Here is a 20,309-nt window from a genome sequence, read left to right as displayed (position 1 = left end):
ATCTGCAGAGAACGATGGGGAGGCCGATAAGACCATAGATTTAAATACCGTATTTGCAACAGATACAGAATTGAGCGATGCTATTACTGCAAGCGAAGCATTGGATTTGGATAAGGTAGTTGGGAATGAAGTAACAGGAGCAACCAATGGAACACTGCTGAGATCTGGTTCAGGAACAACAGGATCTCCTTATACTTTAGCAGTTGCTACAAGTGGAATTACATCCAACGAACTATCAGCGAATTCTGTAACTACAGCTAAGATATTGAACGGAACCATTTTAACGGAAGATGTTGCTTCGGGTGGTAATGACAAAGTATTGGTTACCAGCAATGCAGGTATAGTGGAGTGGATAGACAAGAGTGCTTTGGTACCATCCACAACAGTAAGTAATACAAGTAATGTAAATACTTTGACAACCACTGTAAATGGAGTAACAGGATCAGGAGTAAATATCATTAATTCCAATGCATTAAGTTTAAGTGGTGCCAATCAATTGACAAGTACGGTCAATGGTGTGTCATCACCAGCACTCAATTTGAGTTCATTCTTGGATAATACCGATAGTCAAACATTATCAACAAATGCAACCCCTGGTTATATTGCAATTACAGGAGGTAATAATGTGACTTTAAACGTTAATGATGCGGATTCAAATATCGGAAACGAGTACAATACTGATTTTGCCGTTGGTGGAGGCAATCTAACGATAACAGATGGTGGTGGTGCTAGATCGGTGCCATTGTCTTCCCTGGGTTCTGATGACCAAACACTTACTTTGGTTGGGAATGACCTAACCATTGAAAGTGGAAATACAATTACATTGCCTTCTCCGGACGGAACTGAAACTTTAGTCACTGCAGGCAATGATATAAGTGTTACAGGTGATGGCAGCAGTGCTACTCCATATGTAATTGCAAATACACGACCTAATATTTTCTATCCACCGTCCATTGCTGTGGATGCCTCTTCAACAGGTACAGGTAGGACAATTGATCTACATTCTCAATATACGGCTCAGTTTGGATCCCCAATGGTGGCAAGTGATTTAGCACCAGGGGCCATACCAACCTATGCCAATACAGAACTATATTACTATGTTACGTTTTATGACGATACGGTATTTGATAATGTAAGTGTAGATGAATTTGGTGTCATGACCTATGATGTTATAGCAACACCAACGGATTATAATTCGCTTATCAACGTAGTATTTGTAGTGAAATAATAAAAATAAACCAATTAGGTATAACAGGAGTTTGAAACCAAAACACATATATAGATTTCTTTTTTTTACCCTTGTAACCATATTTTTTGGTACAAATTGGGCCAATGCACAGTTTTTGTTGCAGGCACCCAATAGTACCGATGAACATAATTACAAATGGTATGAGGCTTCCGATACTTCCACGGTTTTGGGCACCGATTTTTTTCATGAGGTTACTTCATCAGGGATTTATTTTGCAACCTATGACGGAACCTTATGTGGATCAAATGCTACTGGTTATTTTATAGTAACGGATTGTACGAGCCCCGATAATGAGGTAACGATGGACATATCCAATAATGTGGGTGCCAGTGCTGTCATAAATTGGTCTCCTGCCGTTAGTGGAGATCCACTGAGGCCGACGGTGATTGCAACACAGAGTGTGGTGCGCTATACTGCTACTGTAACCAAGGCAGGCAACTCCTTTGATTTGCCAAATTTTACCGTGGTATGTTTGCAACAGTCCAGTGTTTTAGTGGACGATTTTATAACGGTTAATGAAGATTCTTCTGTGGTAGTCCCTATTTTTGATAATGATACTAACTTGCCCACCACTGGTATTTTAACTACAACAAATCCATTTAATGGAAACGTTTTTGTTGATGATAATGCCACCCCAAATGATCCGTCGGATGATGTCATAACTTTTGTTCCGAATCCTAATTACAATGGCCCAAGTACATTTACCTATACTGTTTGTAATTCCTTGGGAGATTGTAGTACAGCCACTGTAAATGTGGAAGTACTTCCTATTGTTGATGCTTTTGATGATTCTGTGGCTACTTTGGAAAATACGCCAGTTGATATAGATATTTTGTTGAACGACAATGATATTCCCATTCTTGGAACCATAACAACCACAAGTCCAACCAATGGAAGTGTAGTTGTTGACAATAATGGTACACCAAATGATCTAAGGGACGATACGCTGACATATACTCCCAACAATGGTTATGTGGGCAGTGATCTTTTTACGTACACCATATGTGATGACCAATCAAATTGTAGTACGGCCAATGTCAATATATTGGTGAACCCAATGGGAATTGTTGAAATTGACAGTGATGACGATGGAATTTTGGACAGTTTCGAGGATCTTAATTTGGATGGTGATAATGATCCGTCTACAGATCCAACGGATTCCGATGGTGATGGTATCCCCGATTACTTGGATATTGATAGTGATAATGATGGTATTCCAGATAATGTTGAAGCACAAACCACTCTGGATTATACTCCTCCTAGTGGTGTTGATGCCAATAATAATGGTTTGGACGATGCCTATGAAAACAATGGTAATCTCGGCTTGTTCCCAATAGACACCGACGGGGATAGTTTACCGGATTATTTGGATGAGGATAGTGATGACGATAATGTTACGGACAGTATTGAAGGCCATGACCATGATCATGACGGAGTGCCGGATGTTGTATATATTGGATCGGACAAGGACAATGATGGTTTGGATGATGGTTATGAAGGTAGCACAACTATTGATATCGATGTTAATGATGAAATAAATGATCCCTTCAATGAGCTACCCAATACCGATGGGGATGATGAAGTTGATTTCAGGGATAATGATGATGATGACGACGGAATACTCACTGCAGATGAAGATGAAAACGGGGATGGAAATTATGCCAACGACGATTTTGATGAGGATGGTATTCCTAATTACTTGGATTCGGATTTGATCATATTGGATGACCAAGTGGAAGTGTTTAACGTAATAACACCCAATAATGATGGCATCCATGACGTTTTGACCATAAAGGGAATAGAAAATTATCCCAACAATACCATCAAAATATATAACCGTTGGGGGGTATTGGTCTATGCAACAAAAGCCTATAATAATGATACCAACTTTTTTGATGGTACTTCTGAAGGCAGGGTAACCGTTGCAAAAGATAATCAACTGCCGGTAGGAACTTATTTCTATATATTGGATTATAGTTCATCGGCGGAAGGAAAGAAGACGACCCTTACGGGATACATTTATATAAATAGATAAAAGATGCCAAATCTTATAAAAAATATATTAGACTCCAAGCAACTGTTGTTGATCTTATCTGTCATGACCATGTTGGTTAGTAGTACGGTACAGTCCCAACAAGATGCACAATACACCCAGTATATGTACAATACGGTAAGTGTAAACCCTGGTTATGCGGGTTCCCGGGGACATATCAGCATTGCAGCGCTTCATAGGTCCCAATGGGTAGGTTTGGATGGAGCCCCTACCACTCAGACATTAAATTTGCATTCCCCCATAGGATATAGGGGAGTAGGTTTGGGAATATCAATTGTAAACGACAAAATTGGTCCTACTTCCGAAACTTATTTTGATGGGGATTTTTCCTATACCATTTATACTTCCCAAGAAGGCAGATTAAGTTTTGGCTTAAAGGCCAGTGCCCATTTGTTGGATATTCGTTTTTCGGAACTAAATCAGGATTATACCAATCCAGGGGGGCCAGACCCTACTTTACAACAGGATATTGATAATAAATTTTCACCTAATATCGGGGCCGGGGTTTATTACCACACAGAGAAATTCTATGCAGGTTTCTCTGTACCTAGATTTTTACAAACGACGCATTTTAATGGGGAAGCATTATCCACAGCGAAGGAACAGATGAATTTATATTTAATAAGCGGTTATGTCTTTGACCTGAATACCAATTTAAAATTTAAACCCGCCTTTTTAACTAAAATAGTTCAAGGAGCACCTGTCCAGGTCGACGTTTCGGCCAATTTCATGCTCAATGACAAATTTATAGTTGGAGCGGCATATCGCTGGGATGCCGCATTAAGTGCCATGGTAGGTTTTAATATCTCCAATTCGTTCTTGATCGGAATGGCCTATGACAAAGAAACTACCGAGTTGGGACAAGCTACTTTTAATGATGGATCCTTTGAGATTATTTTGCGATACGACTTCATCAAGGAGCTTGGCAATTTAAAATCTCCCAGATTTTTCTAAATACCAATCCCGATTTTCACAAGTGATATCCACATTTCATAAGCCATTGGTTTGTTGAAATATTATAGATCAACCAACCTTGGCCGTTTAAGGCAGTCCTAAATTCAATGCTTGGGGATGTGCCAGGTGGATTATTTTAGCCAATTGCGCTTAGCTGTATGGTTATAGACCTATTTGGAAACTCCCCCTTACCTTTCTTTAGGAAAAAAGGCGTAAAGTCCCTTCAGTTTTAAAGTATTTAATTTTTATGACGCACTTAACCCTTATTATTGGGGAAAGGTTTTATTTTTACCATATGGAAGAGGAAAACGTAATTCTTGTTGATGAATCCGATGTTCAAATTGGCCTGATGCCCAAGATGGAAGCCCATGAAAAGGCTTTGCTGCATAGGGCATTTTCTGTTTTTATAATGAACGATAAAGGGGAGACAATGGTCCAACAAAGGGCGGGCCATAAATATCATTCACCACTTTTGTGGACCAATACTTGTTGTAGCCATCAACGGGAAGGGGAATCCAATATTCAGGCAGGAAAAAGGAGATTAAAGGAAGAAATGGGGTTTGAGACCGAATTGAAGGAGTTGTTCTCGTTTATTTATAAGGCACCTTTTGACAATGGCCTTACCGAACATGAACTGGATCATGTGATGATAGGGCACTATAATAGTGATCCGAAAATAAACCCCGAAGAGGTTGAGTCCTGGAAATGGATGAAACCTGTAGATATTAGACAGGATATACTTGTTTCCCCGGAGAAATACACAGCCTGGTTTAAAATTATTTTTGATAAGTTTTACAATCATATTTCGCAATACAATACGGCTATATGAAAGTCAAGGTAAGTAGGAAGGCTCATTTTAATGCGGCACACAGGCTGTATAGACCAGACTGGAGTTTTGAAAAAAATGACTCCGTTTTTGGATTATGTAACAACCCTAATTTTCATGGCCATAATTATGAGCTGGTAGTAAGTGTTACAGGGGAAATTGATCCGGAGACCGGTTTTGTAATGGATATGAAGATCCTAAAGGATCTCATTAAGGATAAAATTGAAAAGCATCTGGATCATAAAAACCTTAATGTTGAAGTGGAATGGTTCAAGAAAGTAAATCCAACGGCCGAAAATATAGCCGTTTATATTTGGAACCTTCTTAGACCATTTGTTGAAGCTTCACACGAATTGGAGGTTATCCTATATGAGACACCAAGAAATTACGTGACTTTTTCCGGTTAGCTTGGATCAATAAAAATAAAAGGCTTTGGGTTGAACAAGCCAATAAAAAAATAAAAGAAATAAAAAACATAACACCAAACAGCATGAACTTATATCCTTTAAAATTCAATCCAATCCTGAAAGAGCGCCTATGGGGAGGTACCAAATTAAAAGATGTTTTGGGAAAACCCATTGAGAACGATATTACAGGAGAAAGTTGGGAACTTTCCGCAGTGAAAGGGGACGTGTCAATAGTGGCCAACGGTGATTTTACAGGGACCTCCTTGCAGGAGTTGATCAATAAGTACCCAGAAGAATTATTGGGAAAAAGTGTTTACTCCCGATTTGGTAAGGAATTCCCAATTCTTATTAAGTTTATTGATGCCAAACAGGATTTGTCCATCCAATTGCACCCCAACGATGAACTGGCCAAAAAGCGCCATGATTCCTTTGGGAAAACGGAGATGTGGTATATAATGGATGCGGATAAAGGTGCGGAATTAATTGTGGGTTTCAACAAGGATGTGACCAAGGAAGAATATGCCAAAAGTATTGAAGATGATACGCTATTGGATTTGTTGAACTACGAAAGCGTAAAGGAAGGGGATACTTTTTTTATAAACACTGGCAAAATGCATGCTATTGGTGCTGGAGTTTTGCTGGCAGAGATTCAACAGACTTCTGATATTACCTATCGTGTCTTCGATTTTAATAGGAGGGATAAAGATGGCAATTTAAGGGAGTTACATACCGATTTGGCCCTGGATGCCATAGACTATACCAAGAAAGATGATTTTAAAGTAAAATATTCCGATAATTTGGATAGTGTGAATACAATGGTATCTTGCCCATATTTTAACACCAACATTTTAAATCTTACCAAAAATATGGAATTGGATGTGGAAAAGAGGGATTCGTTCACCATATTCATGTGTGTTGGGGGCCAAGCAACTATTTCAAATGAGTACGGTTCGGTATCAATTAGGAAAGGGGAGACCACTTTGGTGCCTGCACAGTCCAAAAACTTAAATATAATAACAACGAGTGCAAAACTTTTGGAGGTTACTATCTGAAAATGATTACTTTTGCAAAAAAATATTATCAATGGCAAGTATAAGAGATTTAAAGAAAGACATTAATTACGTTTTAGGGGATATTATTGAAGCCGTGTATTTAGTGGAAGCTTCTGGAAACAAGCAAAATTCAAAAGAAGGTAATGCAATTATAGATAATGCAATAGAAGTCTTTGATGGGTTGATCGCGAAAGTGAACCAGAAGTCAGTGGAGAACAGACCGGCCCATTTAAAATCCGTTAAAGCGGAATTGGAAACAAAAGCAGGTTCCTTAATTGAACAACTTAATAAATTAGGGTAGTATTTCCCTAGGTAGGTATAAAAAAAGCATCCACTTAGTGGATGCTTTTTTTATTGTTTAGTTTCTTTCTTGAGATTTTCAATATGTTCCTTTAATTCCCTGCCGTATTTGGAATTGGCTACATCAACAGAGAGCGTATTGTTTATGGAATCCAAAAATTTAAGGTTGGCATCTGCAATTTCTTTTACAGCAATGTAGGGTGCTACATAAGAATCTGCATTGTTCAACGCAAAATTAATGGCATAGAGGTATCCTCTCTTTACATTTTTATCGGTTAAAATTTGAAGGGAATCAAAGGCAGCGGAATCACTTTGGGTTTTGGGGTCCATACTCAATCTTGCATATTCCAAATTCCTAGTGTTGAATTTGGACATAACTTCCAAATATTCCTTTAGCTTGTCATTACTTTTAGACCCCTCAATTTTTGCATTCAGGTCAAAGGTATTCCAATTGGTATTAATAGTTATATTTCCAGGTTCCCCAAAGAAGGTAATTCTGTCATTAATAGTATTGTTGTCCTTTTTGTCCAGATATAGGTAGTACAACTGAGGGCTTTCCAATTCGGTGGTAAAGGAAAAATTACCATCCCCATCCACTACAAGCGAATCAATTGTGACCAAAGTGGTATCCGCAATGTGTTGCAGATAAAGGGTTCCTTTTTTTAACCCTTTTACGTTTCCTGTAACGGTCATGGTATTTTCAGTACTGTCGCCCCCACAGGAGGTAATAAATATTGCCAGTACTGTGACCATTAAAATTTTCTTCATAACATTTTCTTTGAAGCGCAAATATCATTAAAGTTTATGGAATTTTAAACTTTTGATGCAATTTCCATGAGAATTGTACAAAGTATGGCACCGCCGGTGCCCACCACGTACCCAAAAACTGCCAGTAAAACACCGACCGAGGTCAATGCAGGGTGAAATTCGGCAGCTACCACTGGGGCAGAGGCCGCACCTCCTACGTTGGCCTGACTGCCCACGGCAAGAAAGAAATAGGGGGCCTTGATCAATTTGGCAACAATGATCAGCAGAACTGCGTGAATGGTAATCCATACAAAACCTATGGCAATAAGGCCCGGGTTTTCCAATACCTTGCCCAAATCCATCTTCATTCCAATAGTGGCAACCAATATATAGATGAACATGCCACCAATTTTACTTGCACCGGCACCCTCATAATTCTTGGCTTTGGTAAAGGAAAGAATTATCCCGCCCACCGTTGCCAGGACAACCATCCAAAAGAAGCTGGAACCCAAAAAGGACAGAAAACTTTTATTGTCGCTTACGCTATCAAAAGTGCTGGTCAAATATGAACTGATGGCATCCCCGAAAAAGTGGGAAACTCCAACCCCGGTAAAAGCAAAGGACAGCATCATCATATAATCCTTTAAAGTGGGAACCCGGGTTATTTTTTCCGTAAATTTCGAAACTTTTATCCTAAGCTCTTCAATAGCTGAAGTGTCGGCTTTTAGCCAACGGTCTATTTTTTTTGTTTTTCCTACGCCCAACAAAATTATGGCCATCCAAACGTTTGCAACCACTATATCAACCAAAACCATTCCACCATATTTGTCAGGATTGTACTGATAAATTTCGAGCATGGCAGCTTGGTTGGCCCCACCACCTATCCAACTACCGGCAATAGTGGAAAGCCCCCTCCAAATGGCATCAAAATCGTTTCCGCCAACGGTTTCCGGGGAGAAAAAAGATATTAATAAAATGGCCAATGGGCCACCGATTATAATCCCTACCGTACCGGTCAAAAACATTATCAAAGCTTTGGATCCAAGGTTGGCAATAGCCTTAAGATCAATGCTCAAGGTCATTAGGATAAGAGCCGCCGGCAGCAAATATCTACTGGCCATAAAATATAGACCAGAGGTCTCGTCCGAAATTAATCCGCTACTGGCCAATATGGAAGGTAGTACATAGCACATTAGTACGGCGGGTACTATATTGTAGAATTTACTCCAAAAACCGGTTTTTAGGGAAGAGGTGTAAAAAATAAATCCCAAGCAAAGGGCGAGTAGTCCAAATACAACGGTATCATTGGTGATAAAAGGTTCGTTCATACAAAAATCAGTTCAATTGGGACTTTCAGTTTGGCCAAATATAATCAAATTAAAATATGCTGTTTTATATAATGGGCCACCCCATCCTCAGAGTTTTTCCGGGCCAGTGCGCTGGCAATACTTTTTACTTCTTCACGGGCATTGGCCACTGCTATTCCACGCCCCACATTTTGAAGCATTTCAATATCGTTATAATTGTCGCCAAAGGCAATAATGTCGTTTAAACTTTCATGTTCTTCCAGCAAGAGTTTGATAGCGGTCAATTTGGAAACCGATTTTGGGGCAATTTCGATCAAGGTATCATTGGAACGGTACAGGTTTAGGGTTTGGTTGAAATTTTCTTGGAGAATAGGGAAAAGTCCGTCGGTATTTTCTTTGTTTCCCATCAGCATAATTTTATGGGCTCCCATTTTTCTATACTTCCAGTCTTCCATGGTATCTTTTGTGTCCCTATAGGTTGGTAGGGTCTTGGTATACCTTATTTCTTTTTGTACGCGCTCGGAATCCATTTCCACATACCATTCGTCTTTTGAATATAGGCCCAGCTGAATTCCAACCTGGTTGGCCATTTCATAAATTGAGGCTATTTGGTCGATATTGATATAAGTGGAGAACAATTCTTTTGAACCGTGTAGTACCAACGCTCCGTTGTAACATATAATGGGTTCATTTTCAATACCTAGATTTTTTTGAATATAGGTCATGGACTGGGGCATTCTGGCAGAAACCAATATTATCCTTAGATGGTCCTTTATTCTTTTGATTTCCGAAATTGTAAAATCGGAGACATTATCCTTAAAGGTCAGTAAAGTTCCATCCAAATCGGAACATAAAATTTTGAAATCCATCATAAAAATTGGGTTTGGGTTTTTAGCCTTGATTTGCCAACAAAGATATGATTATGGCAATAATTGGGTATGGGAGCTGGTTCATTAATATTTTTCCTGCAGTATGAAGTATGTGAAAAAATTAGTCTTCCTTTTGCCTAGGGGCTCGTTTGGCTTCCTTTAGTTCTTTCATTAGCATCCATTCAATTTGGCCATTAACACTACGAAATTCGTCCGTGGCCCATTTTTCAATGGCTTTCAGCATATCTTCATTCAACCGCAATGCAAAGGCTTTCTTTTTACTCATATGATCAGTTTTCACCCCCCTCCAAAACTATTTCCAAAACTTCGAAGGGGGTAACGAAAGATTTAAATGACTCCTCAATTTTCCTTGGCCAAAATGTTCTGCCCAATTTCAAACTTGAAATTCGGTGTTGGATAAATACATTATGGAAATACAAATTTTTTCTCTAAAAAGTTCAAAGATAAATGGATATAAACCATCTACCAAAGATAGCCAACTGTATGATACCCTCTTAAACCTTGGCACCTTTGGCTTTGCAGAACTTAATGATTCAGTGTCCCTGCGTTCACAATGGGCGATGCATCCTTATCCGAGCAAAGGACCACCATGAGATTACTCACCATGGCCGCTTTTCGCTCTTCATCAAGGTCAATAATCTGCTTCTTTCCTAATTGATCCAATGCCATTTCTACCATACTTACGGCACCTTCCACTATTTTATGACGTGCGGCCACAATTGCGGTGGCCTGTTGTCTTTTTAACATGGCATTGGCAATTTCCTGGGCATAGGCCAAATAGCCAATTCTGGCTTCCAACACTTCTATGCCTGCCATGGCCAACCTTTCCTGAACTTCTTTTTCAAGGGCTTCGCTTACTTCATTTACACTAGATCGCAAAGTAATGTCCTCGGTATGTCCCTCGTCGGCAAAATTGTCATATGGGTACATACTGGCCAATTTACGCACGGCGGCATCTGTCTGCACTCGTACAAAATTTTTATAGTCGTCCACTTCAAAGGCAGCTTTATAGGTATCGGTTACCCTCCACACCAATATAGTACTGATCATGATTGGATTGCCTAGCTTGTCGTTCACTTTAAGTCGCTCACTATCGAAGTTACTGGCACGCAATGAAATTTTATTTTTGATATAAAATGGATTCACCCAATAAAGGCCGTTCTTTTTTATGGTACCCATGTACTTTCCGAAAAGCAAGAGCACCCTGGAACCATTTGGATTGACCAAAACGAACCCGCGTAACGAAATAATAAATATGAAGATGAGTGGTAATGCCAGTGGAACGCCACTGACTATTAGTATAATAGCAAAAATAAGGAGCCCCAATAAAGATAAAAGGGCTACATAGCCATTGGCAGGGATAATGTTTTTTTCTTGTTTCATGATTGGTTATTTAATATGATATTAAAATGATATCATAAAGATATGAAAAAAATGAATTACCACGTGTCTTGAATTGGGATTATTTAAAAGCCCTAACCTTTGGTAGTACTATTTTTGAAATCCTTGGTTTTCTTTTTATTGGGATTTTTGAACAGCCTTTTTAAAAATCCATCCCTTTTTACCGGATCACAATCCAGTTTTTTTATCACAGCGGGGTTTGGAGTGGGAAATTTGGCTTTAGTAATGTAATTAAAGGATTTGTCCGCATTTAGCTTTTGTATCCACAGTGCAAAAATGGGCAATGCTGCATTGGCGCCCTGTCCCAGGCTAGTGCTGTTGAAGCCAATTTCATGGTTGTCCAATCCCACCCATGTTATATTAAGTAGCTTTGGGGTTAAGGCTACAAACCATGCATCCTTGTTGTTTTGTGTGGTGCCGGTTTTTCCGGCAATGTCGTTTTTAATGCCGTAGGTAGAACGAATTCGGGCTGCAGTACCACTATTCACGGTAGCCTTCATCATCTCCAACATTATCTGCCTTGTTTCTTCAGAAAAGGCTCTTTTTACGGCTACAACTGGCTTAAAGACCTCAATTATGGAATCCTTTTCATCGGTAATTTGTTGTATTAAAAATGGGGTAACAGATTTGCCATTGTTCAAAAAACTGGCATAGGCACCCGCTAGTTCATTGATCTTGATTTCTGCTGTGCCCAACGCCAATGAGGGTAGTGCGGGCAATGGTGTTTCAATACCCATCTTCTTTGCTTGTTGTATCACATTGGGAATACCTGTTTTCTCCAAAACCTTTACGGCCACGGTATTCACAGAGTTGCTCAGGGCCTTTTCCATGGAGTAATTTAGGTAGGCCTCGTCCTTTTTGCCAGAATTACTGGGAGACCAACCTTCCATATTTTCATAGGCTACTTCCTGGGCCGAAAAGTAAGTGCATGGCCCTATGCCATTTTCGAGGGCAGCGGTATAAACAATGGGTTTAAAGGCAGAGCCCACTTGGCGTTTACTTTGCGAAATGTGATCGTATTTAAAGTATTTAAAGTTAATTCCGCCCAGCCATGTCTTCACAGCCCCTGTTGTGGGATCCAAGGATAGGGATCCCGTATTTAAGAATTTAATATAATGCAATAAACTATCTATGGTGCTGGCAGAACGCATTTCATCCTGGTTCCAATCTCTCAATCGCATTTCCTTTTTAATGTTCATCGAATCCAATATTGCCTCTTCGTTAAGCCCTGTATTCTTCCATTTTTTGAAGGGTTCTGAACTCTGTATAATTTTATTAATGAGTTTTTGGTCCTTTATCCAAGGTGCTCGCTTGCCATAACTTTTTTCAAAACTGCTTTGAAGCGCTTTCATATGTTGCTCCATTGCTTCTTCTGCCAGTATTTGCATTTTGGAATCCAATGTGGTGTATATTTTGAGTCCCGAAGTATAAATATTGTAATCCTTTCCTTTTGCCCTTTGTGCTTTGGCCCAGCTCAGCATTTGTTTTCTAACCTCTTCCCTAAAATAAGGGGCAATGCCCTCATTGTAATCATATTCCCTGTAATCAAGTTGAATTGGAAGTTGTTTTAGGCTGTCTGCCTGCTGTTGTGATATAAAGTTATTGGAATACATGGACTGCAATACCAAATTGCGTCTGTTTAAGCTGTTCTTTGGAAACACACGGGGATTATAGCCGTAAGTAGCCTTGAGCATACCTACAAGAGTTGCGCTTTCCTGTAAAAGAAGGTGCTTTGCTTTTTTATTAAAAAATTTTAAAGCGGCACTTTCAATTCCGAAAGTGTTATCGCCAAAGGAAACGGTATTTAAATACAGCATCAGAATTTCTTCCTTGGAATACATGGCTTCCAACCTGGAAGCTATTATCATTTCTTTAAATTTTGATATGGCCAGATGAAATTTCCCCGATTTTTCCCTAGGATATAAATTCTTGGCAAGTTGCTGGCTAATGGTGCTGCCGCCGCCGGCAGATTGATCCTGCATTAAGATGGTCTTTAATGCCACCCGGACAAGACTTTTATAATCTATTCCGGAATGATCATAAAAACGTTCATCCTCAATAGCCACCAAAGCCTCTATTAAATTTTTGGGTACCTGCTCAAAAGTAATGGGCTGCCTGTCAAACAGAAAATATTTTCCTATAAGGACACTGTCCGCCGAATAGACCTCGGAAGCTCTTTGGTACTTAAAATCCGAAAGTTCCTTTTTGCTCGGAAGTTTTCCCCAGGCACCCAAATATACGCTCAATACCAATAAAAGAATGGAGCCACCAATTACGAGTAATGAAATTGTACCTATCCTCAAAAAGGAATTTTTTATATTCTTCAACATCTTCGTTTACAATTAAGAACTGCAAGATCAAATTAAAAAATTAAAAGGGTTAACTTCTTAACAATTACTTATGCTTCAAATCATTACTTTTGAAATCCATCAATGGGTATATGGATCATAAAAATGGAATTTTCAATTGGTTTATGGCTCGTTATCATATTGGTGGCTATTATTTTTAACAATGGGTGTTTTAAAAGTCAACAACTTATTATAATATGAAAAGAATTACGGTACTGTGCCTTCTTATTTTTCAATTGAGCTTTGGCAATGATGTAGACTGGTCCAAGACAGGGCACAGAACTATTGGGGAGGTCGCACAACAACATTTGTCTGGAAGGGCCAAAAAGGCCTTAAAGAAACTTTTAAATGGGCAAAGTTTGGCTTTGGTTTCAAATTATGGAGATGAAATAAAGGCAGATCGCAGTTTTTCCAAATTTGGCCCCTGGCATTATGTGAATTACCCATCCAATAAAAAATATACCGAGGTTCCACCTAGTGAAGACGGCGATATTATAATAGGGATTGAAAAGTGCATGGCCATTGTCAAGGATGGAAATAGCAAGCAAGAAGATAAAGTATTTTACTTAAAAATGTTGGTCCATTTAATTGGGGATCTGCACCAACCTATGCATGTAGGCCGATTGGAAGATAAGGGGGGCAATGATATACAGTTGGAATGGTTTGGCAGAGGTACCAATCTTCATAAGCTATGGGACTCCAATATGATAGATGATTATGGAATGAGCTATTCGGAATTGGCCATTAATTTGCCAAAACTGACCAAAGGCCAAATAAAGGATATTCAGCAGGGGAATATATATGACTGGGTGGAGGAATCCCAGGATTTGGCCAACGAACTTTATGGTTCGGTTGAGGTAGGAGAAAAATTGGGCTATGCCTATAGCTATAAATACTGGGCTATAGTAGAAAAACAATTGAAAAAGGGAGGTGTACGTTTGGCCAAGGTTTTGAACGATCTTTTTTCATAGCCAATTCCTACAATTTTTGTAAATTAGGTTGCCTTTCATACTGCTAGGTAATACCAAAAGGTTGGTGTAATCTTTATTGATAGCGTACCAATAATCAATAGTTTGTGGCGCATTTGTATTACTTAGGCGAATTATCGAAAAAAACATGACTTTTGACCAATTTTTATATTAAATGGCAAAATTATTGAGTTATTGTTGTTGAAGTTGGGTGTGAGGAGACTAACGTAATTGCCTGATAGGTTAGGGGCAGTATCCAACGGAAATAGCAAAGGCATAAAAAAATCGGTTTCAGTAACCGATTTTTTTATTTAATGACCCTAAAGGTGATATTGATCCGTTCCTGTATGTTTTTGGAAGTTTTTGGAATTTGGTGGTACCAACAATGTTGGGTTTCTCCTTTCAAAAGGAGCAAACTCCCATGTTCCAATAATAATTTGAACTTTAAATCCTTTTTCATTTTATGTTTTAGGTGAAAGTATCGCACTTGCCCAAGGCTTATGGATGCAATTACTGGATTTCTGCCCAAGGCCCTCTCGTCATCTGCATGCCAACCATTGCTATCTTTTCCATTTCTGTAAAGATTTATTAAGCTACTGGTAAAGTGTATGCCAAATTCGGTTTTCAACTTATTCCTCAATTCCAGTAATTCGGCTGTAAACAGATGTGGGTGCATTGTAATATTGGAGTAGGAATAAGGTTTGCTGTTGTCTCCAAATAAGGCGGTTAACCTGGGTTGGGGGTGTGTTTTGCCAAATACCGTAATACGATCCTGTTGCCAAGGGGTCGTTTCTCTAATTATCTTTAAATAATGATCCGCTTCACTTGTTTTTAAAAAATTGGGATAATAGATTATTTCGCTATCCGGGAGTGGAAGTTCTATTTTGTTGGTCAAAAACGGGTTCAAGATTGAAGTACACTTTTCAGTTCATTTCTGTATTCGGAAGGATTCTGGCCAGTGAATGCTTTAAAGGACTTGTTGAAATGTGAGAAATTGTTGAAGCCACTTTCAAAACATACTTCTGTTATACTAATGGGTTTTTCTGCCAATAATTTTGAGGCATGTACCAATCTACACTCATTGACAAATTGTATGAAGGTCTTATTTGTTATTTTTTTGAAGTATCTGCAGAACGACGGTACCGTCATACTCACCAAATCGGAAATCTCCTCTAGTGTTATTTCCTCCTTGAAGTTTGTTTTTACGAAATTGAAGACAATATTTATCCTGTCATTATCCTTCACTTCCGTTTGAAGCGAAAAGCCTTGGGCGTTCAATACTTGATATTCCTTGGAATTTCCCAATTCATTTAAGATGTTAAGAATGGAGAGTAGACGTTGAAAATCTGTCTGATATTCCATGATTTCTATTTTTTCACCAATTTTTTTCTTGGTACTACCTGTGAAAGCTACACCTCCTTTGGCTATTTGAAAAAGGCTTTGAATTTTTTTCATTTCGGGGATGTTGAAAAAATCGTTGCCTAAAAAATCCTGTTTCATTTGAACCACACTTTCATTTTTGTTGCCGGTAAGCACATCTGTGAATCCACAATGCGGTAGGTTGGAACCTATTAAAATCAAATCGCCATCGGTATAATAGGAAACGTGGCTTCCAATTTGTCGCTTTCCGGAACCTCCATTAACATAAACCAGTTCAATTTCAGGATGATAATGCCATACTCCAATTTTATTAGGGGTGTGTTCATCAAACTGTTGATAGGTATAAGAATGACCGAAGTCGGGCTCTATGACCTCAAAGGTAGGTTTAGGTATCATATGTTAATTTCATTAGGTTAAGTAAAGGTAATACTGCCATTTTAGACAATTCTATGCAAATTTAACTTAAATGTGTCTAAAATTAACCTGTTAACAATTATTTAATATTGCATGATGGTAAAATAGAATAGAAAGTGGGGAATTATAGAGTAGTGGGAGGGGAATTCCTGTTCTACATTTGTCCCATAAATGATTTATTAATATTAAATCCTAAATGTTATGAAAGCAGTTTTAAAATTAACAGCAATGGCAGCTTTGCTACTTAGTAGTACTTTAGCAATGGCCAATGACCCAGGAATGTACTTGACAACAGTTAAAGAAGCCAAAAGATTGGTTCTTAAGTTAAATAAGCAAACTGAATCTACTACATTGACCTTGACCGATACCGGGAAGCATCAAATATTCATGGAGAATATTAAGGAAGATGAAGATTATACCAAGAAGTTCGATTTGTCCAAATTGGAAGAAGGTCTTTATTATTTAAGGATGGAAAGTCTTATCAGGACAGTAGAGTTCACAATAAGTGTAGAGGATTCTGAGGTAAACATTATAGCCCGTGACGAAGTAACAAAACCATTCTTTAGGAAAAATGGGGATGTTCTTTATTTGAACTACTTCAACCAGAAGTTAAATCCAGTAGTTATTAATGTTGTGGATAGTGCCAACAGGGTTGTCTTTACCCAAAAATTTGAAAAGGAATTGGTTGTTGGAAAGGTATTCAACTTTAGTACTGCTGTAAAGGATGATTACACAGTATCTGTAAGTGAAGGCACCAATGTCTATTACGAAACAATTTCGGTGAATTAATTTATTGAAAAGTAAATACTATTAAAGTGAAAAATAGGGGCCTTTGGCCCCTATTTTATTTATAGGGATAAAAATTTTTTAAGTCGATCCCTTTTATATTTCGGTAATGCCGGGTTGTTGATGGCCTTTTGTAATATTATGGGGTCCTTTTCTTTCGAAAGAATTATTTGGAAGCACTCCTTTACGGTAAGGGTGTTTTCGGATCTTTCGACCAAAATTAAGGGGTCCTCTTTTTTTACAGGGCCTTCCTGTAAAATACGTACATAAGTGCCCGAATAACCAAAATCTACAAATTGCTTTAAAATTTTGGGATCATTAAAGCGTACCCCTAACTTATAACAAGGTTCCCTAGGTTGTGAAACCTGTACCAACGCACTACCGATGCTGTATATGTCACCGATCCTCATTTGGGATTCATCCATACCCTCCACAGTAAGGTTTTCTCCGAACATTCCCCAGTCCCAATTCAATACTGGATACCTTGTTTTCCAAAATGGGTAGTGAGCAGATGAAAAGAGATAACAGGCTTTGTTGATTCCAGCATGATGCTCCCTATCTATAACGGTGTCTTTAAGAACATCCGTTTTGCCAAGAAAAAGAGGATCGTTCGTAGGGTATTTAAATATCCCTGTTTGCTCTACCCTGCCATTCCAGAGAAAGCTGGTAACTTTTCCAATATTGGTGGAGATAATTTTCATATTATAAAGATAGAAATACTCCAATTATAATATTGATGAAGGAACATAATAATATTAAAATTTAATCGAATCACATAGTAAAATTATTGGCAACCTAAAACTAGTAAGAGTAGCAATGTCCACCTAGAAGGTGCAGATGTAGGGGGCAACTGTGGAACGGAGGGTGCAATCAATTTATAGGCCTAAATAAGTATACGCCCAGTACATAAGGACAAATTGAAGTGGGATTCTAAGAAGTAAGATCCACTTTGGGATACCTGCTCCTTCCTTTTTGCCCTTCAACATATAGAGGTGTACCAATAGAAATATGGTCAACATTAATAAAATGCCGATAATGGAAACATTTTTGGTTGCGGGAAAGCATAGGCCTATGCCCAGAAGAATTTCGGCCAGTCCACTTAGGAATACCAAGAGTCTATGATGGGGCAAATACCTGGGCATTATTCTCAGGTATATTTTGGGAACCATAAAATGCATGATACCGGCAATGACATAAATAAATCCTAGAAGGTAAAGGTGCCAAGGGAAATCCATTGGGTAAAGATATAAATAAAAGAGGCTGAATTACCTAAGTAATTCAGCCTCTAAATTGTCTGTGAAAAATGATTATTTCACCATTTCATAACTTCTTTTAATGAATTTGGTAAGTTCCTCACCTTTCAATAGACCTTTGGACAAACGTGCCAGATCAAGGGACTGGTTAATGAGTCGCTCTTTCTTTTTGGTCGTTTTTGTGTTTAAAATCTCCGAAACCAAATCGTGATTTGTATTCACTACCAAATTGTACATTTCCGGCATATTTCCCATACCGAACATTCCACCACCGCCGGTTTGCTGCATTTCTTTCATACGCCTCATAAACTCAGGTTCCGTTATAATGAACGGAGAGGAGTTACTATCCATGGCCTCCAATTGAACGGTATAGCTTTTATTGTTGATGGCAGTCTCGATATCGGTTTTTAAGACTTCTTTCTCCTCATCGGACAGCTTGGAAATTTGGGTGTCCTCTTTTTTGATGAGATTGTCCAAATGATCCGCATCCACACGTGCAAAGGAAATTTTCTCCTTGGAGGTTTCCAGTTTTTGCATTAAATGCGATACTATAGGCGAATCCAACAGTAAGACCTCGAATCCTTTGGCCTTGGCAGCCTCTATATAACTGTGCTGTTCCTCCTTATTGGAGGCATAAAGGATTACTAATTTATCGTCCTTGTCCGTTTGGTTCGACTTTATTTTTTCCTGTAGTTCCTCAAAAGTATAGAAGGCGCCGTCCACAGTTGGGTACAATGCAAATTTATCCGCTTTTTCAAAGAACTTGTCTTCCGAAAGCATACCATATTCGATAACGATTTTGATATCGTTCCATTTTGCCTCAAAATCTTCTCTGTTATTTTTAAATAAAGAGCTTAATTTATCGGCAACTTTACGGGTGATATAGGTCGATATTTTCTTGACCGCACCATCGGCCTGCAAGTAAGACCTACTAACGTTCAACGGTATATCCGGAGAATCGATGACCCCTCTGAGCATGGTCAAAAATTCAGGGACGATTCCTTCCACGTTGTCAGTGACAAATACCTGATTTTGGTATAATTGAATCCTATCCTTTTGGGTATTTAAATCATTGGTGAGTTTTGGGAAATATAAAATCCCTGTAAGGTTAAAAGGATAATCAACGTTTAAGTGTATGTGAAATAAAGGTTCCTCAAATTGCATTGGGTAGAGTTCCCTATAGAATTCCTTATAATCCTCCTCCTTCAATTCCGTTGGCTGTTTGGTCCATGCCGGGTTGGGGTTGTTAATTATATTGTCTACCTCTTTTGTAGGTGCAGGGTCTTCTTCTTTTGCTCCTTCGGGTTTGGGAAGAGTTTCCGTTGTAGTCCCAAACTTAATCGGGATTGGCATAAACTTGTTGTATTTTCGAAGTAGTGTGCCAATCTTACCTTCTTCCAAAAATTCTGTGGAATCATCCGCGATGTGTAGGATTATTTCCGTACCACGGGTGGTTTTCTTGGCCTTTTTTAGGGTGAAATTGGGCGAACCATCGCAGATCCAATGTGCTGCAGGCTCGTCTTTATAACTCTTGGTGATAATTTCCACTTTGGATGCTACCATGAAGGCCGAATAAAACCCAAGTCCAAAATGGCCAATAATTCCTGAGTCCTTGGCAGAATCCTTGTATTTGTCCAAGAATTCTTCAGCCCCGGAAAATGCAATTTCATTGATGTATTTTTGTACTTCCTCCTCGGTCATACCTACACCTTCATCAATGATATGAATCTTTTTTCCCTCCTTATCGATCTTTACCTCGATAAGTGGATTTCCATATTCAACCTTGGCTTCTCCAATGGTGGTAAGGTGCTTAAGTTTTAAGGTTGCATCTGTTGCATTCGAAATAAGCTCCCGTAAAAATATTTCATGGTCGCTGTAAAGGAATTTTTTTATGAGCGGAAATATGTTCTCTACGGAAACATTGATCTTGCCTGTGGCCATACTTCTATATTTTTTAGTTTAACGACTTAACAC

General features: G+C 38.7%; 20 protein-coding genes. 9 read left to right on the top strand and 11 right to left on the bottom strand.

Annotated features, from left to right (window positions below; genetic code table 11):
- The 7 genes from QSE00_RS17530 to QSE00_RS17500 form a co-directional block, all read left to right on the top strand.
- The coding region (locus QSE00_RS17530) for an autotransporter outer membrane beta-barrel domain-containing protein (RefSeq protein ID WP_286106926.1) at window positions 1-1,228 on the top strand (1,228 nt) is incomplete at its 5' end.
- Between the two features lie 31 nt (window positions 1,229-1,259).
- Window positions 1,260-3,284 (top strand): T9SS type B sorting domain-containing protein, encoded by a 2,025-nt coding sequence (locus QSE00_RS17525; RefSeq protein WP_286106924.1) that lies wholly within the window; start codon window positions 1,260-1,262, stop codon window positions 3,282-3,284.
- Between the two features lie 3 nt (window positions 3,285-3,287).
- A complete protein-coding gene (locus tag QSE00_RS17520; RefSeq protein WP_110358155.1) occupies window positions 3,288-4,256 on the top strand; it encodes a PorP/SprF family type IX secretion system membrane protein in 969 nt (322 codons plus the stop codon).
- Window positions 4,257-4,551: 295 nt separating this feature from the next.
- The gene (gene idi, locus QSE00_RS17515) at window positions 4,552-5,085 is read left to right on the top strand and encodes an isopentenyl-diphosphate Delta-isomerase (RefSeq protein WP_286106929.1); all 534 of its coding nucleotides are present in this window, start codon (window positions 4,552-4,554) and stop codon (window positions 5,083-5,085) included.
- Window positions 5,082-5,489, top strand: a complete 408-nt coding sequence (locus QSE00_RS17510) for a 6-pyruvoyl trahydropterin synthase family protein (protein WP_110358154.1) — start codon at window positions 5,082-5,084, stop codon at window positions 5,487-5,489. Before idi ends, QSE00_RS17510 begins: the two co-directional genes overlap by 4 nt.
- Window positions 5,490-5,572: 83 nt before the next feature.
- Window positions 5,573-6,541, top strand: a complete 969-nt coding sequence (locus tag QSE00_RS17505) for a type I phosphomannose isomerase catalytic subunit (RefSeq protein WP_110358153.1) — start codon at window positions 5,573-5,575, stop codon at window positions 6,539-6,541.
- 31 nt (window positions 6,542-6,572) lie between these two features.
- Window positions 6,573-6,842 carry a hypothetical protein gene (locus QSE00_RS17500; protein WP_110358152.1) on the top strand — a complete coding sequence of 90 codons (270 nt, stop codon included), beginning with the start codon at window positions 6,573-6,575 and terminating at the stop codon, window positions 6,840-6,842.
- A gap of 50 nt (window positions 6,843-6,892) precedes the next feature.
- Here the strand turns inward: QSE00_RS17500 and QSE00_RS17495 are convergent, their stop codons facing one another.
- From QSE00_RS17495 to QSE00_RS17470, 6 genes are all read right to left on the bottom strand, one after another.
- On the bottom strand, window positions 6,893-7,609 hold the full coding sequence (locus tag QSE00_RS17495; protein ID WP_286106923.1) for a DUF4369 domain-containing protein: 717 nt from the start codon (window positions 7,607-7,609) through the stop codon (window positions 6,893-6,895).
- A 44-nt stretch (window positions 7,610-7,653) separates the two neighbouring features.
- Window positions 7,654-8,916, bottom strand: coding sequence for a DUF819 family protein (locus QSE00_RS17490; RefSeq protein WP_286106922.1), 1,263 nt, complete (start codon window positions 8,914-8,916; stop codon window positions 7,654-7,656).
- Window positions 8,917-8,960: 44 nt separating this feature from the next.
- Window positions 8,961-9,767: a Cof-type HAD-IIB family hydrolase gene (locus QSE00_RS17485; RefSeq protein ID WP_286106921.1), complete on the bottom strand. Its 807-nt coding sequence runs from the start codon at window positions 9,765-9,767 to the stop codon at window positions 8,961-8,963.
- A gap of 118 nt (window positions 9,768-9,885) precedes the next feature.
- Window positions 9,886-10,050: a type II toxin-antitoxin system antitoxin gene (locus QSE00_RS17480; protein ID WP_286106920.1), complete on the bottom strand. Its 165-nt coding sequence runs from the start codon at window positions 10,048-10,050 to the stop codon at window positions 9,886-9,888.
- A 260-nt stretch (window positions 10,051-10,310) separates the two neighbouring features.
- Complete coding sequence (locus QSE00_RS17475; protein ID WP_286106919.1) at window positions 10,311-11,168, bottom strand: SPFH domain-containing protein; 858 nt, start codon at window positions 11,166-11,168, stop codon at window positions 10,311-10,313.
- A gap of 92 nt (window positions 11,169-11,260) precedes the next feature.
- Window positions 11,261-13,516: a penicillin-binding protein 1A gene (locus QSE00_RS17470; protein WP_286106918.1), complete on the bottom strand. Its 2,256-nt coding sequence runs from the start codon at window positions 13,514-13,516 to the stop codon at window positions 11,261-11,263.
- A 215-nt stretch (window positions 13,517-13,731) separates the two neighbouring features.
- On the opposite strand from QSE00_RS17470, the gene QSE00_RS17465 reads away from it, so the two are divergent.
- On the top strand, window positions 13,732-14,505 hold the full coding sequence (locus QSE00_RS17465) for a S1/P1 nuclease (protein WP_286106917.1): 774 nt from the start codon (window positions 13,732-13,734) through the stop codon (window positions 14,503-14,505).
- 304 nt (window positions 14,506-14,809) lie between these two features.
- Here QSE00_RS17465 and QSE00_RS17460 read toward each other — a convergent pair whose 3' ends face one another.
- Together QSE00_RS17460 and QSE00_RS17455 are read right to left on the bottom strand one after the other, a co-directional pair.
- The gene (locus QSE00_RS17460; RefSeq protein WP_286106916.1) at window positions 14,810-15,397 is read right to left on the bottom strand and encodes an alpha-ketoglutarate-dependent dioxygenase AlkB family protein; all 588 of its coding nucleotides are present in this window, start codon (window positions 15,395-15,397) and stop codon (window positions 14,810-14,812) included.
- 8 nt (window positions 15,398-15,405) lie between these two features.
- Complete coding sequence (locus QSE00_RS17455) at window positions 15,406-16,278, bottom strand: AraC family transcriptional regulator (RefSeq protein ID WP_110358145.1); 873 nt, start codon at window positions 16,276-16,278, stop codon at window positions 15,406-15,408.
- A gap of 219 nt (window positions 16,279-16,497) precedes the next feature.
- On the opposite strand from QSE00_RS17455, the gene QSE00_RS17450 reads away from it, so the two are divergent.
- The gene (locus tag QSE00_RS17450) at window positions 16,498-17,085 is read left to right on the top strand and encodes a hypothetical protein (protein ID WP_286106915.1); all 588 of its coding nucleotides are present in this window, start codon (window positions 16,498-16,500) and stop codon (window positions 17,083-17,085) included.
- Between the two features lie 59 nt (window positions 17,086-17,144).
- On the opposite strand, the gene QSE00_RS17445 is transcribed toward QSE00_RS17450, so the two are convergent.
- From QSE00_RS17445 to htpG, 3 genes are all read right to left on the bottom strand, one after another.
- A complete protein-coding gene (locus QSE00_RS17445; protein WP_286106914.1) occupies window positions 17,145-17,783 on the bottom strand; it encodes an MOSC domain-containing protein in 639 nt (212 codons plus the stop codon).
- 174 nt (window positions 17,784-17,957) lie between these two features.
- Window positions 17,958-18,317 carry a DoxX family protein gene (locus QSE00_RS17440; RefSeq protein ID WP_110358142.1) on the bottom strand — a complete coding sequence of 120 codons (360 nt, stop codon included), beginning with the start codon at window positions 18,315-18,317 and terminating at the stop codon, window positions 17,958-17,960.
- A 72-nt stretch (window positions 18,318-18,389) separates the two neighbouring features.
- Entirely contained in the window at window positions 18,390-20,276 is a 1,887-nt protein-coding gene (gene htpG / locus QSE00_RS17435) for a molecular chaperone HtpG (protein WP_286106913.1), read from the bottom strand.
- Window positions 20,277-20,309 lie beyond the last annotated feature (33 nt).

Source organism: Arenibacter flavimaris, assembly GCF_030291335.1.
Lineage (GTDB): Bacteria > Bacteroidota > Bacteroidia > Flavobacteriales > Flavobacteriaceae > Arenibacter.
Note: the sequence above shows the minus strand (reverse complement) of the source record. Positions and strands in the feature narration are given on the sequence as shown.